At 63.8% G+C, this 13,399-nt stretch carries 14 protein-coding genes and 1 pseudogene; 11 read left to right on the top strand and 4 right to left on the bottom strand.

Translation table 11 applies throughout. The features are described from left to right. Positions 1 to 30 precede the first annotated feature (30 nt). Entirely contained in the window at positions 31 to 408 is a 378-nt protein-coding gene (locus BLW75_RS42490) for a hypothetical protein (RefSeq protein WP_143055393.1), read from the bottom strand. Between the two features lie 211 nt (positions 409 to 619). Here BLW75_RS42490 and BLW75_RS34355 point away from each other — a divergent pair, with 211 nt between their 5' ends. Next, the gene (locus BLW75_RS34355; RefSeq protein WP_198935856.1) at positions 620 to 1,201 is read left to right on the top strand and encodes a helix-turn-helix transcriptional regulator; all 582 of its coding nucleotides are present in this window, start codon (positions 620 to 622) and stop codon (positions 1,199 to 1,201) included. Between the two features lie 5 nt (positions 1,202 to 1,206). On the opposite strand, the pseudogene BLW75_RS34360 reads toward BLW75_RS34355, so the two are convergent. Continuing rightward, positions 1,207 to 2,016, bottom strand: a pseudogene (locus BLW75_RS34360) (IS5 family transposase). Between the two features lie 182 nt (positions 2,017 to 2,198). Between BLW75_RS34360 and BLW75_RS34365 the strand changes: the two are divergent. After that, complete coding sequence (locus tag BLW75_RS34365) at positions 2,199 to 3,104, top strand: hypothetical protein (protein WP_091598919.1); 906 nt, start codon at positions 2,199 to 2,201, stop codon at positions 3,102 to 3,104. Between the two features lie 557 nt (positions 3,105 to 3,661). Further along, positions 3,662 to 3,895: a hypothetical protein gene (locus tag BLW75_RS34370; protein ID WP_034323353.1), complete on the top strand. Its 234-nt coding sequence runs from the start codon at positions 3,662 to 3,664 to the stop codon at positions 3,893 to 3,895. A gap of 36 nt (positions 3,896 to 3,931) precedes the next feature. Here the strand turns inward: BLW75_RS34370 and BLW75_RS34375 are convergent, their stop codons facing one another. Then, a complete protein-coding gene (locus BLW75_RS34375; protein WP_241784124.1) occupies positions 3,932 to 5,002 on the bottom strand; it encodes a zinc-binding dehydrogenase in 1,071 nt (356 codons plus the stop codon). A 347-nt stretch (positions 5,003 to 5,349) separates the two neighbouring features. Here BLW75_RS34375 and BLW75_RS34380 point away from each other — a divergent pair, with 347 nt between their 5' ends. Together BLW75_RS34380 and BLW75_RS34385 are read left to right on the top strand one after the other, a co-directional pair. After that, the gene (locus BLW75_RS34380) at positions 5,350 to 5,802 is read left to right on the top strand and encodes an SsgA family sporulation/cell division regulator (protein WP_091598922.1); all 453 of its coding nucleotides are present in this window, start codon (positions 5,350 to 5,352) and stop codon (positions 5,800 to 5,802) included. Between the two features lie 82 nt (positions 5,803 to 5,884). Continuing rightward, positions 5,885 to 6,475 (top strand): superoxide dismutase family protein, encoded by a 591-nt coding sequence (locus BLW75_RS34385; protein WP_158005441.1) that lies wholly within the window; start codon positions 5,885 to 5,887, stop codon positions 6,473 to 6,475. Between the two features lie 229 nt (positions 6,476 to 6,704). Here BLW75_RS34385 and BLW75_RS34390 read toward each other — a convergent pair whose 3' ends face one another. After that, on the bottom strand, positions 6,705 to 7,262 hold the full coding sequence (locus tag BLW75_RS34390) for a DUF6879 family protein (RefSeq protein ID WP_091598925.1): 558 nt from the start codon (positions 7,260 to 7,262) through the stop codon (positions 6,705 to 6,707). A gap of 777 nt (positions 7,263 to 8,039) precedes the next feature. Between BLW75_RS34390 and BLW75_RS43235 the strand changes: the two genes are divergently transcribed. The 6 genes from BLW75_RS43235 (at position 8,040) to BLW75_RS34420 (ending at position 13,399) form a co-directional block, all read left to right on the top strand. Then, a complete protein-coding gene (locus tag BLW75_RS43235; protein WP_244175790.1) occupies positions 8,040 to 8,747 on the top strand; it encodes a helix-turn-helix domain-containing protein in 708 nt (235 codons plus the stop codon). A 27-nt stretch (positions 8,748 to 8,774) separates the two neighbouring features. Next, on the top strand, positions 8,775 to 8,963 hold the full coding sequence (locus BLW75_RS43705; RefSeq protein ID WP_034323952.1) for a hypothetical protein: 189 nt from the start codon (positions 8,775 to 8,777) through the stop codon (positions 8,961 to 8,963). A 635-nt stretch (positions 8,964 to 9,598) separates the two neighbouring features. Next, positions 9,599 to 10,354 carry a thioesterase II family protein gene (locus tag BLW75_RS34405; protein ID WP_241784153.1) on the top strand — a complete coding sequence of 252 codons (756 nt, stop codon included), beginning with the start codon at positions 9,599 to 9,601 and terminating at the stop codon, positions 10,352 to 10,354. Then, positions 10,351 to 11,688 carry a salicylate synthase gene (locus tag BLW75_RS34410; protein ID WP_034323917.1) on the top strand — a complete coding sequence of 446 codons (1,338 nt, stop codon included), beginning with the start codon at positions 10,351 to 10,353 and terminating at the stop codon, positions 11,686 to 11,688. The genes BLW75_RS34405 and BLW75_RS34410 overlap by 4 nt, the downstream gene beginning before the upstream one ends. 11 nt (positions 11,689 to 11,699) lie before the next feature. Then, positions 11,700 to 12,755, top strand: coding sequence for a Gfo/Idh/MocA family oxidoreductase (locus BLW75_RS34415; protein ID WP_241784155.1), 1,056 nt, complete (start codon positions 11,700 to 11,702; stop codon positions 12,753 to 12,755). Continuing rightward, entirely contained in the window at positions 12,752 to 13,399 is a 648-nt protein-coding gene (locus BLW75_RS34420) for a VOC family protein (RefSeq protein WP_034323923.1), read from the top strand. Before BLW75_RS34415 ends, BLW75_RS34420 begins: the two co-directional genes overlap by 4 nt.

Genomic DNA, 13,399 nt, shown 5'->3' on the forward strand with positions numbered 1-13,399 from the left:
CAGGGCTGGCCGATTCGCTCGTGACCGAGTTCATGGCGGCGACCGGCCCGAAGTGTTCTGCCGCTGGCGCTCGCACACGGCATTGTCGGCGAAGCCGAGGTGGACATCGACGGGATGGCCGATCGGCTGGCCGAGGAACTGAGGGCTGCGAGAGCGACCGTCTGGACCGTTGAGCTGGTCGGGGCCTGGGCCCGGGGCCCCGGTGAACCCTGAGCTGCGGAGCACGTCGAAAATTGAGGTTACCCGGCGATGCTGCCAGTGGCTGACGACCTCCGACCCGCAACGTGGTGACGGCTTCGGCGTAGGACGCCTGTCCACTGCCTGCTCGACGGCGACGTGATCGATCGCCCGCATCAGTGGTCCGGCGATCTTGGACGCATGGATTCCTTCTTCTTCCTTCTTCGCCATGCACCGCGTTAGCCGCTTGGCTTGACGCGCTGAGACCACAGAAGATGAAGTCGTGGTAACCCGCTGGGCGGTGTCCGTTCTGAAAACCGACCATTTGGAGCATTTAGAGATCGTGAAGTCGGCTGCCTCATGCTTGCTGTCAGAGCTACTCAAGCGGGAGGAACCCACGGTGGAACCAGTACGTGTTGCGGTGTGGACGACAGATCCGATCATGCACGCGGGCCTTACGAGTTTCTTGCGAACCCGTACTGAGCTGATGGTCGTCGAACCGGGAGAGCTGACCGGGGACGACGTATTGGTCGCCCACACCGACCGCTTGACGCCGCGAGTGGTCGCGGAGCTACGAGGCGACGGCGGTTCAACACTCGTTCCCAAGGTGCTGTTGGCAGGCGAATTGGGGGAGAACGACATACTGACCGCAGTCGAATGCCGGGTGGTCGCCGTGCTGTCGCGCGCGAGGACCTCAGGTGATCTCCTCGTTGAAGCAGTACTGTCCGTGGCGCCACGACGTGGCCTGCTTCCGACTGATCTGCTCGGACAGCTGCTCGACAGCATGCGGCGGCTGCAGGACGAACCGCTGGTTCGGGACGGCGCGGACTCCGCCAGCCTGACCGCGCGCGAAATCGACGTGCTCCGGTTGATGGCTCAGGGATGCGATACCGCCGAAATCGCGGCTAAGTTGTGCTACTCCGAACGTACGGTGAAGAACACGGTTTACGGGCTGACCAACCGCCTCCACCTCCGGAACCGGCCCCACGCGGTTGCCTATGCCATGCGCGCAGGCGTGATTTAGGGGTCCTAACAGAATGAGTGGGCTTTGAGGCGGCGCCAGGAGATGATCGCGCAGCCGAGGGTGAGGAAGGCTTGGTGGATGTCGTCGCGGACTTCCCAGCGGATGCGCAGGCGGCGGAACCAGTGCAGCAGGGCGAAGGCACCTTCGACGACCCGGCGGTGAACACCGAGGCTGGAGCCGTGGTGTTCACCGCAGCGGGCGATGGCCGGGGTGATTCCCATGTCGCCGACAAGGCGGCGGTATTTGTCGTGGTCGTAGGCCCGGTCGGCGTAGATCCGGCGCGGCCGGCCCGGGGCGGCCCCGGACCGGCGGGATCGCGTGGGTCAACGGCATCAGCTGAGTGACGTCGTGCCGGTTCCCGCCGGTCAGAGTAGCCGCCAGCGGGATCCCGATACCGTCGGTGATCACATGGTGTTTCGACCCGACACGGGCTCGATCGACCGGGCTCGGGCCGGTTTCCGGCCCCCTTTTAACGCCCGCACATGCGATCCCTCGACCGCCGCACGCGACCAGTCCAGCAGGTTCGCCCCATTCAGCTCCGCCAGCAGCAGCTCATGTAACTGCTGCCACACCCCGGCCTCGGTCCAATCCCGCAACCGCCGCCAGCACGTCATACCCGACCCATAACCCAGCTCCTGCGGCAGGAACTCCCACGGAATCGCCGTATAGAGCACGAACATGATCCCGCACAACGCCTTACGGTCATCCAACCGCTTACGCCCCGGATGCCGAAACCGACGCTCCACCCGCGGCAACAACGGCTCAATCCGTTCCCACAGACCGTCATCGACCTCCCACGGACGCCGCTGCCCCACCCAGTTCACCCCTCACACAACGATCACTGAGACACGGCATCAAGCCACACCCAAGACCATTCTGTTAGGACCCATAAGTCAAAGGACTGCGATTTGCACTGAACCGGTCCACCCCGGCATCCGTGTTGAGGGAGCAGGGGAATTCCAGAGGGCCTGGCGCCCAAGGCTGCAGGGAGCAGAACATGTCAAGTAAACGAGTTGTCTCAATCGCCGTACTCATCGCGGCAGGTGCGTTGTCACTTGCAGCTTGCGGCACAGAAGGCACCACGCCTACACCGGCACAACCAGCGATTGAGCAACCGGGCGCAGCCGCGAAAGTGTCTTTTGTTCCCGGGACGGCGAAGGCGGGCAATGCACAGCCAAATACGGGTGACTGGGCGACCGGGCCCGACGGAACGCCGAACAGCGCGAAGCAGGATGTCTACCGGAGGTGGGTCCAGCTCAAGGCATCCAAGGCTGGTGGGCTCGATACGGTCGTCGTCAACGGTGCCGGCCTGACGCTCTACCGCTTCGACAAGGACACCGCAAAGCCGTCGAAGTCCACGTGCAACGGCGACTGCGCCAAGACCTGGCCCCCCGTGACCATAGCGCCCGGAGGTAAGATCTTTCTCGCCGGCATCAAAAAGTCCGCTGTAGGCACCGTAAAACGGGAAGACGGATCGCTGCAGGTCACGGTTGGTGGTTGGCCCATCTACCGGTTCGCGAAGGACACTAAACCCGGCGAGACAGAAGGCCAGGGCATCGCAGGAACATGGTTCGGAGTCGCTCCGAATGGACAGAAGAGTGGTTCCTCCGAAGCAACCCCGCCACTGGAGGAGGCCGCTCCGCAGGACCAGCAGCCTTCGACCAGCGCGATTCTCTTCGATGGTAGCAACTTCAGGGACAACGAGCCATCCCAAGGAGTGTCGGGCAATGGTTGCAAAAACCTTGCGCGCCCGAACGTAACTTCGTCAATCTCGACGGCCGGTTCCCTGAAACTCTGGAGTGAGAAGAACTGCGAGGGTAAGTCGGTCGTCATCACTGGAGACGTCGCAGATCTTGGAAAGCTCGGTCTCGACAACTCGATTGCCTCAGTCTTCTTCGGCTGAGCGGTGGCAACCGGATGTCCCTGAGGTCCCGGTGATGTCCCGAACGTGACGTTCGGGTCATCACCGGTTCGACTGTCCGTTAACCTGGCCAGCAACTTCGCGCCTCTACATCGTCGGCGAGCACCGTTCGCATTCCCTCCACAAGGAGGTCGAGGCACTTTCCGGCGGCAATGCCCGGGTGGGCACCTCTTGGCCGCGGAACCCGGGACCCGATCGTCGGTCCATTCGTTGATTACACGGTTGTCATGACACGGCCACGCTTCGCCACCAGTCGGCGTGACTGGATTAGGGGCCACCGTCGACGGCCAATCGCACGTGTTCCGTGGAAGGGTGGTGTCTTCCACGTCGCCCAACCGGATCCAGCATTCTACCGGCCGCGCCCAGCCCGGCTGCCGAAACGCGGACCGTTGACTGGCATGCCTGCCAAGGCTGCCCCTTGATGCTCAGAATTTGTCTCGAAGGACCCCGTTCAGCGCTGACGGTCACGTGGTGACGAACCATGAGTATGTGACTCTTCCCTGCCAAAGCGGCCGCACGAGTTCAAGAAGGAGTACGTCATGGACGCCAGCACGCTGAATCACCGGGAATACGCTATCCTGATGGCTGTCGCCGCCGGCCGCGGCGAACTCCTCATCGGCTGCGCGCCGGGCCTGGTCATTGACGGGGGTTGGTGCGATCACGCAGCTGTCACCCGCCTCGTCTCGGGCGGCTGGATCCGGCCGTCACGCCCGGCGCCCGTCGGCGAGCACGTGCCCGCGCAGCTCACCGAGGCCGCAGCCGTATCACTCTGAATCGCCCCCCAACAGTCGGCTTGAAGCCGCCGCGGTTCACGGCCGCAACAACAGGCGGAGCAGATTGCCGTCGTATTCACGCATTCGTTGCAGTCCTTCGGCGACTCGAGCCAGTGGCAGGATTGAGCTGACTGACGCAGATAGGTCGAGGCGGCCGCGCTCCACCAACTCGACCACGTCTTCAAGATGCTTGACATGGTAACCTGTGTGGGCAAGGATAGTTTGTTTGTTGCGGATAAGGGTGAACTCTGGGCCGGTCTCGGCGACGTCCAGAGAGGTGCCCACCATGACGAGCCGTCCCCGATCGCCGAGCACCGCGCGCGCCTGGTCGAAAGACCGCGCGTTGCTGACGAAATCAAAGGCCACGTCCAGGTTTCGACCTTTGGTGATCGCCTTGATGTACGACACCAGTCGGGTGTTGGCGGGATCCAGGGCAACGTCAGCGCCACGCTTCAACGCCAATTCACGAGCAGCCGGCCTGACGTCGAGAGCTATGATCGGTGATGCGCCGCAAAGACGGGCCAGCTGGACGAGATGTGTGCCGAGCCCACCGAGCCCCCACACACCGACAGCTTCCGCAGGACGCAGTGCTGCGGTGTCGATCGCTCCAAAAGGAGTCGAAACTGCACCCGACATAACCGTGGCCTGCTCCAGTGGAATGGAATCCGGCACCGCGACCAGCGAGGTCGCAGACGTGACCGCGTATTCAGCCCACGCACCGTCATAGTGGATCGCCATCATCCGAAGATCGGTGCAGCCATCCGAACCGGCGCCTATTCGGCAAGCGGCGCACTCGCCGCACTGACGGCCGGCAGCCATGACGACGCGGTCGCCAACAGCCCAGCATTCCACGCGCGCTCCGACAGCCGCGACCACTCCGGCCGCCTCGTGCCCTGGCGTGTAGACCTGCATCCGGGGCTGGACGACTCCGTCGATCCGATACAGGTCAGACTTGCAAATGCCAGTGGCTGCGACCTTGACCACGACCTCATCGACATCCGGTGTCGGTGTCGGCACCTCGTCGAGAGTCAGGGTGCCGGCCGCCGAGTCGAACCGGACCGCCTGCATGGCGGCCGGCAGAACCACGTTGCCATCTGTCACCGCCATATCGAGCTCGTTTGCGGACAGCCAGCCGAACCATAGCGCCGATGCACCGGCTCTCCGAGGGACTGGCGGCGGCCATGAAGCTTTTTCTCCACTGGTTCCTCCAGTTCCGACGGTTCGAGAGAGCGCTTCTGTTCGCGGGAGAGCAGCACGAGCGCGGCAAACCCCCACAGCAGCCTACGAGCGGGATCAAACTCGGCAGCAAGGATCTGCCCAGATGGCCATATCTTCTACCCGAAGTACTTCTTCTGTCGAGTTACCCGCCACATGCCCTCGCGTGGTTGTGGCCTGACGCTGCGAGTGAGGCGCCAGTAGAGTAAAAACAAAGTTCGGCCGTCGATAGTCAATTCATGAGCGACGATGCGGACTTCCGTACCAGAAACGACATATCGGCGGGAGCCAACACCTACCGCTGCACCACTGTCTTGCAGTACTGGTTGGCGGATGGTCGATACTTTCCGACCGAGGTCGATCTCCAATACAATTCCGACGACCCTTTCGCGGTGAAATGTCACTTTGACGCCGGGACACCGGCCGAGGTCGTGTGGATGTTCAGCCGCGAGCTTCTGGCTGACGGACTTTTTGCCCCGACCGGAGAGGGCGACGTAAAAGTCCGCCCGTGCCCAGGCGACCCGTTATCCGTCGAGATCATACTGTGGGCACCGACCGGCCATACGAGGTACACCGCGGATGCGGCAGACCTCACCACCTTCCTGTTTCGCACGTACGAAATCGTTCAACCGGAAGATGAGGTCTCCTATGTCGACTTCGACCTCGAACTGTCCCGGCTCGAGCCCCGCTAGTGCGCCACCCGACGCGGCTGAGCAACACGTTGGTAAGCCGCGAGCTTCTGTCGGGATTGCGTCAGTCATCGCCGGGATTGTGATGTTGTCCGCGCTCAGCGCCTGTTCGAGCGGCACCGCGCAGACAACCGCCCCTGCCACCGTCGAAGGTGGTATCACCACCTGGACGACACACGGCAGTTTCACGACTCCGAGCCCCGGCCGCCCGCTTTCAAGCTTGCTTACCTACCAGCCGGACCTCGTTCCCGTCGGCGCGGAAGTCACCATGGTTCTGAGACGTCGTGGTAACAGCGCCAGTTTGACAGTCACACTGGGCGGGGCCGACCCCAACCGACGGTACACCGCTCACGTCCACACCCGGACCTGCGGGGTCGATCCGAACGGGTCCGGGCCGCATTACCAAGACAGGAAGGACGAACACCAGCCGTCCGTCGATCCCGCGTTCGCCAACCCCGCCAACGAAGTATGGCTCGACCTGACGACGGACTTAACCGGTCGCGGTACCACGACGGTCGAGACGGCCTGGTTCTTCCGTGAAGGCGAGGCGAATTCACTGGTTCTGCACGCGGGCAAGACACACACCGAGCATGGAATAGCCGGCACCGCGGGCGCCCGGATCGCCTGCGTAACTGAGCATTTCGGCAGCCAGCTGCAGCAGGGAAATGCGCCGTAAAATTCGGCTTCGCGACAACCGCCATCTCGGGACGTACATCTAAGCCTGACCGTGGGCGATTTGGCTTTACGCATTACAGATGAACCCCACACATCGCTTTTCGCGCACAGACGCAGGTGCTCCGGGGCCCGGCCAATATCGGCCGGGCCCGCTCGTTTAGCGAACCACACATCCGCATCTGTTTCGCCATGTCCTGAACACGATTGCGAGGACCGATGCGGTCTGTCGATTAGTTTGAAAGCCGAGCCACATATTCATCGAAGGGAATCGCCGCCTCCAGCGCACGGTCCCGGTATCCACGGAACTTCGCGACGTCGACGTTGACCAAAGGCTCGCGACTAGTGGGCTGCCCGTCCTCGCTTGAGTGACGGAGCTTGATTACTACCTCGTCATCGAGGAGCACGAAGTCGTGGTCGGGCAGCCCAATAGCCGAGTACCTCGAAGCTTCAAGGATTCGGATATCTTCGCCCGCCTCGGCGAAGTGGCGGAAGTAACCAAACGAGAACCGAAGATAATCGGATACCGGCGGAACCACCACCTGGACTCGTTGAAGCACCCGGCCGCCACAAAGGTGCTCCCGCTGCCGAGCCAGTCGAGGGTCGTCCAGCGGAACGTCATAGGTTCCCTCCCTTATGAACTGCTCGAACGCGGCCCGTTCGCTGCGGACACGGTATGTCTGAAGCAGTTGGAGGCGAAAGCTTGTGCGCTTGAACGACATCAGGTCCAGATACTCCGTGGGTGACGACAACTCGCTCCCGGCCTCTTCGCTCTCTTCAACCTGCTGCATGTTCTCCTCCGGGGCTTCGGACGGGCCCGTTGAGACTACCCGTCATCTATCCGATACTGCCAACGGGCAGTCGCAACGACCAGGTCCAAGCGGGCCATACCAGCCTATCATCGGGCACTTCTACTACCGGTTCGGGAAAATCGCACTGCTGCCGTGCATCAGCAGACATGTTGTCCATCCGAGTTGCCCGAAAGGCCATGACAAAGTCTCGCTTTCCGGCTGCTGCGCTGCCGGGTGCGCACGGTCGCGATGAGCGGCCAGCGAGGTGCCACTTTGGTGATAGCTGTCCCAGCGGTAGCCAGCGCGTCCCAGCGGCTGCTGACGCTAGATCCGGTGCTGCCCCCTGCCCGACGCGAGATGATGCTCCGGCGCGCAAAGGCGAATCTGCTTCTCAGTGCTGGCAACCCCATCAGCGCTGGCCGATGTGATCCGGAGCCGGGTTGTGGACGATCAGCGGCCCATCCGGCGCCGTTCTGCCGTGCGCTCCACGGGCCTCCCTCCTCAGTAGCGCCGCTACCAGAACATCTTCCTAGTGCCTCGGCAAGGAAGGTTGGCGTTGTAATCGTGTCGCGTGGACATCCGGGCTGGTGACCGCGAGGCTTGCCAGTGGAGGTGAGTCATGGCACGTACGCCTGAGGTGTTCGCGCGGTCGTTGGAGTCTGAAGAAGCGCAGCGGCTGGTCAAGATCACCAGGTCGACCCGGGATCGGGTGCGGCTGCGACGGTCCGGGATTGTGCTGCCTCGACCCAAGGCCGGTCCGCAGGTGAGATCGCCGCGATGTTCGCGGCGACGGAGGGGTATGTGCGCGAGGTGATCCACGCGTTCAACGACTCCGGGTTCGCGGCGTTGTCCCCAAAATGGAGGGGCAGCCGACCAGCTAAGTTTGGGCCGGCCGCCCGGGATCAGATCTGTCGCATCGCTGCCTGCAAACCGACCGAGCTGGGGTTGCCGTTCACGACCTGGAGCCTGGCCATGCTGGTTGACTACCTCGCCGAGCACGCCTGGATCAGGGCGAGCACCGAGACCGTCCGGAAGATCCTGCGCGAGGAGGGTGTGGCCTGGCAGTCGACGAAGACCTGGAAAGCGAGCAAGGACCCGGACTCCATACCGAAGAAGACCCGCATCCTCGACCTCTATGATCACCCGCCCGTCGACGGACGGGTGATCTATGTCGACGAGTTCGGGCCGCTGAACCTGCAGCCACGCCTCGGTAGCGGCTGGTCCCCTCGCGGCCGACCGGCCCGCCTGCGCGCGACCTACACCCGCACTGGCGGGGTCCGGCACATGTTCGCCGCGCTCGACCTCGCGTCCGGGCAGATATTCTACCGGTCCGTGACCGCAAGCGCCGGCCACGGTTTCTCGACTTCTGCAAGCAGCTGCGCCGCCGCCTCCCGGCTGGGAAGCTTTACCTGGTCTGTGACAACTACGGACCCCACGGCAAAGGCGAGGTCGTCACGTGGTGCGCGGCCAACGACATCGAGCTAGTTTACACGCCCACCAATACCTCTGTGGTTGAACTGGATCGAGTCCGAGTTCACCGCGGTCCGCTACTTCACTCTCGACGGCAGCGACTACCCCAGCCACGCTGCCCAGGAGACAGCGATCGCCGGCTACCTGCGCTGGCGCAACCGCCACCCCAAACGCCACTTCGCCGTCAACTCCAAGGTCCGCCGCCCGAATTACCTACCCAACGTTGCTTGATACGGCACTAGCAGGGGGCAAGTGGCTCCGGGGTGCGACCCACTTGAGTCAGACTGGTTTGGGTAAGCGGGTGGGGTATACCCGGAACTACGTTTCATGGCCGAGCGGTCCGGCAAATTTCGTCGCAGAACCTCGTCGAGGCACTCGATCAGGCCCTTGGCTCCTCAGGACGGCAGTGTGGGCTTTGGCGTGAGGTCAACGAGGAGCAATGGGCTCGCCGTCATCTGGGTCGAGCTACGAAGTTGAAGGCGCAGGGCTCAGTCGGCAGGCGGTTGTCGAGGACGTGTGCGATGTCGCGCGGACTGGCGGGTCGGCGGGGTGGACCTGATTAAGAGGCTTGCGGCGCTGCCCTAAAGTCATCCTATTTTTGCCCGAAAGTCTCTATTTCAGAGTGAACACTTTCGGGGATTTTTAGGTAAGGCCAGGCTAAGTTTGCACGCCTGGACGGTGTGCTCGAGCTGCCGTGTTGTCTGTGACTTGTTGATGTGCGGAGAAATTCTGTGCAAGGTCAGAGGCGAGCCGGCTCAAGGTGTTCATCGCCACATGACATGAAAATGAATGTCATTACATCTAAGGTGGCTTTGTCGGTGCTCGAAAGTCGACCACTGTGCGTGAGCCGCGAGGAGGGCTTTGTCGTGAGCGCCTGGGCCACTTGGTTGCGCTGTCGCGTGCCTCGGCCGGCAGCTGAGGCACGCGTGGTGTTGTTGCCGCATGCAGGGGGTGCGGCCAGTTTCTATGCGGACTGGGCGGCCGCCATGTCGCCTACCTTGGAAGCAGTGACGGTGCAATATCCAGGCAGGGAGGATCGATTGGCCGACCCGTTCGCGATGGGAATGGCGGCCCTTGCCGAAGACATCGCCTCTGCGCTGTCCGAACAGGACAGTCGACCGATCGTCCTGTTCGGACATAGCCTCGGCGCGCTTGTCGCCTATGAGGTGGCCAGAACCCTGGAATCTCGGTACTGCACGACACCGGTGCGGTTAGTGGTTTCCGGACGCCGAGCGCCATCGGATCCGCCGGGCGGGGCGGTGCACTTGATGTCGGATGACGCCATCGTCAAAGAACTGATCGAACTCGGAGGAACAAGCGGGGATCTCCTGGCTGACCCGGACACCCGGTCGGTCTTCTTGCCCGCGATTCGTGAGGATTTCCGGCTGGCCGAAACCTACCGGCACGTGGCCGGCGTGGAGCCCAACTGTCCCATCAGTTCAGTGATCGGAAGTGAGGATACCGAAGTGAACGCCGCGCAGGCGAAGCGCTGGGTCGAGCATTCCAGAGGGCCGTTCGACCTGAACATCCTGCCCGGTGGGCATTTCTATCTTTTGGAGCAGGCTGAGGCTGTGCTGGACATCCTCGCCCGCCCCGTTCCCATGAAGAAGGGCGAGCAGTGACAGTCGAGCGTCGGATTCCGTTCGAGTCGGACAGGGTGGAGGTCGCAGCCGTGCTGGCCGCCGGTTCGGTTGAGGCCCACGTGGTCTACGAGGGCAACGGCTCGTTGTGCTGGGCCGAAGGTGAGTCCGCTGTCGTCAGTGTGCGCGGATCAGGAACGACGCTGATCGAGGCAGGGAAGCGGACGGAGTTCCAGGCGCGGTCGTCACAGGCTGCCGCGGCCGAGGCGTTCGGGTGCATTGCGATGCCGGAGTGGCGGGCTTACGGTTGGGCCAGCTTCGAATGGAGCCACGTGCTCCACGGCGGTACTCCTTCGGATCCAAGCGAACCGCTGGTTTATCTGGCCGTTCCGTGTCGAGAGATCCGGTTCTCAGGGGACGTGGCGACGTTGCGCGCGGAAGATGAGTCCGAAGTGGACGAACTGCAAGGCCGGCTTACCCGAGCGATCGCGGCGGCTGGAACGACGACGCCGTCGGAACCGCTGGTGATCGACGATCGTGAGGATCTGTTCGGGTATCGGGATGCGGTTGCAAAAGCCGTGACCGAGATTCGGGCGGGTTCGCTGGACAAGGTGATCCTGTCTCGCGTCGTACCGGTCGAGAAGGACCTTGACTTTCCCGCGACTTATGTAGCCGGTCGCAGGGGGAACACTCCCGCACGTTCTTTCCTGTTGCGTCTTGGCGGTTGGGAGGCGGCCGGATTCAGTCCGGAGATTGTCGCGTCTGTGGGCTCGGATGGCGCGGTCAGCACCCAGCCGTTGGCGGGGACGCGGGCTTTCGACGGTGACTCGGTGTTTGATATATCGCGTCGTGAGGAGTTGTACCGCGACGCGAAGGAGGTTTTCGAACACGCCATCTCCGTGCGGCTCGCAACGATCGAGATGGCCAGGGTGTGCTTGGCGGGAACGGTGCACGTCGCGGATTTCATGTCGGTCAAGGAGAGGGGAAGCGTGCAGCATCTCGCTTCGGACGTTGCGGGCACGCTGAGGGAAGACCGGACGGCATGGGACGCGCTAGCCGCGATGTTCCCGGCGGTCACCGCGTCGGGGATCCCGAAAGCGTCGGCCTGTGAGGTCATCGGCCGTATCGAGCCCGGCAGCCGCGGCCTCTACAGCGGTGCCATCCTCACCCTCGACTCCGACGGCGGGCTGGATGCCGCTCTGGTGCTGCGTAGTGTCTTCCGCCGCGACGGCCACACGTGGCTGCGCGCGGGCGCAGGGATCGTGGCCCAATCCACTCCGGACCGGGAATTCGAAGAGACGGTGGAAAAGCTGCGCAGCGTGTCGCGGTTCCTCGTGCCGTCAGTGTCCTCGCGCGCCGCGACGGCCGTGCAGTGACCCGTGTGGTGGTGGCCGGTACTGCGTTCGGTCGAATCTACCTCGAAGCGGTGGCGGCGGCCCCGGACCTCACCCTCGCCGGAATCCTGGCGAACGGGAGCGCCTATTCGCGGGACTGTGCGGCGCGCTACGGGGTTCCCTTGTTCGGATCGGTGGACGACGTGCCCGGCGACGTGAGCACAGCTTGCGTGGTCGTCCGGTCCGGTGCGCTCGGCGGTCAGGGAACCGAACTGGCGCAAGCGTTCCTGCGCAGGGGCGTACACGTCCTGCAGGAGCATCCGGTGCATGCCGACGAAATCGCCGCGAACCTGCGGATCGCGCGGGCGAACGAGGTCGCGTACGCGGTCAACACCCTGTATCCGCGTCTCCGGCCGGTGCGCAGGTTCCTGGCCGCCGCGGATGTGCTGCGGAGAAGGCAAAGGCTCGACTTCATCGACGCAGCCTGCAACAGCCAGGTCGCCTATCCCCTGCTGGACGTGCTCGGCCGGATGACGGGCGGCCTGCGGCCGTGGGCGTTCGGTGAGGCGCACAGCGCGGAGCGGCAACCGTTCTCGAGCATGCACGCCGAAGTCGGCGGTGTGCCGGTCACCTTGAGAATCCAGAATCAGGTGCATCCTGGTGATCCGGACAACCATTCGTACCTCCTGCACCGGATCTCGGCCGGCTGTGAGGGTGGCGTGCTGTCCCTCGCCGACACGCACGGTCCGGTGCTGTGGAATCCGCGCCTGCACTCGGCCCGGGACGAAACCGGCCGGCTGATGATGGCCGGACCCGGCACCGAACGCCTGGACGTGCCCAGCACTGTCGTACTCGGCGAGGAGGCACCTGGCACCTACCACCAGGTGTTCGCGGAACTGTGGCCCGATGCGGTCGCGGAGAGCCTGCGCGCACTGCACAGGGCCGCCGCCGAGCCGAACCGGCGGATGACCGACGGCCAGTGGGCGCTGGGCGTGTCCCGGATGTGGAGCGCCCTCACCGCCCGGATCGGAATGCCGGCACTGGTGGAACCACCGGAGCCCGAACCGATCCCGCTCGCCGACCTCCTCGCTTTAAAGGGCACCGCATGAACTGCAGCCACGTTCTGCTGAAGGTCGACGACCTACACCAAGCCGTCCGGGATTTCCGGAAGCTCGGGTTCACCGTCGACTACGCCTCGGCCGGACGCAAGGCCCGGCAGGCCCACATCTGGTTCAGCTCGGGGCCGATCGTGGAACTGCTCTCCACTCCGCCTGGCGCGTCATTGATGACGGTGCCACTGAATCTGGCGTTCGGCCGGGGCGCGGGGGCGAGAATGACTCGCTGGGCTCGTGCCGGCGAAGGATTCTGCGACGCGGCGGTGCTCGCCGGCCGGGAGGAACTCCGGCGCGCGGGACGGGTGGTGAACTGGAAACGCACCAAACCCGACGGTTCCACGACGGCGTTCGCTTTCACCTACCCGCGGAACGACCGGACCCCGTTCCTGGTCACCCCGTACGACCCTCCGCAACATCCGGCGAACGTGGCGCACGCCAACGGTGCCGAGAGGGTGAGCCGTGTCCTCGTGGACGTCGCACCCACTGAACGCGCGGAGTTCGACCGGATCACCGCGGGCGGGGGAGATTTCGAGCTTCGCGACGCGGACGTGACCGAGATCCGCGCTGTCGTGTTGCCCGGCTTGAACCGCCCGCTCGACCCCGCTCTGCTGCACGGCGCGGTCTTTCTGCCTTGCTGA

Origin of the sequence: Amycolatopsis lurida, assembly GCF_900105055.1 — a bacterium.
Taxonomy (GTDB): Bacteria; Actinomycetota; Actinomycetes; order Mycobacteriales; family Pseudonocardiaceae; genus Amycolatopsis; species Amycolatopsis lurida.

Coding starts and splice junctions, on each gene's coding strand:
- BLW75_RS34375 (WP_241784124.1), bottom strand. CDS start 5,002: ATGGCGGTGACAGATGGCAACGTGGTTCTGCCGGCCGCCATGCAGGCG.
- BLW75_RS34380 (WP_091598922.1), top strand. CDS start 5,350: ATGAGCGACGATGCGGACTTCCGTACCAGAAACGACATATCGGCGGGA.
- BLW75_RS43235 (WP_244175790.1), top strand. CDS start 8,040: ATGTTCGCGGCGACGGAGGGGTATGTGCGCGAGGTGATCCACGCGTTC.
- BLW75_RS34385 (WP_158005441.1), top strand. CDS start 5,885: ATGTTGTCCGCGCTCAGCGCCTGTTCGAGCGGCACCGCGCAGACAACC.
- BLW75_RS34355 (WP_198935856.1), top strand. CDS start 620: ATGCACGCGGGCCTTACGAGTTTCTTGCGAACCCGTACTGAGCTGATG.
- BLW75_RS34390 (WP_091598925.1), bottom strand. CDS start 7,262: ATGCAGCAGGTTGAAGAGAGCGAAGAGGCCGGGAGCGAGTTGTCGTCA.
- BLW75_RS34420 (WP_034323923.1), top strand. CDS start 12,752: ATGAACTGCAGCCACGTTCTGCTGAAGGTCGACGACCTACACCAAGCC.
- BLW75_RS34365 (WP_091598919.1), top strand. CDS start 2,199: ATGTCAAGTAAACGAGTTGTCTCAATCGCCGTACTCATCGCGGCAGGT.
- BLW75_RS34370 (WP_034323353.1), top strand. CDS start 3,662: ATGGACGCCAGCACGCTGAATCACCGGGAATACGCTATCCTGATGGCT.
- BLW75_RS42490 (WP_143055393.1), bottom strand. CDS start 408: ATGGCGAAGAAGGAAGAAGAAGGAATCCATGCGTCCAAGATCGCCGGA.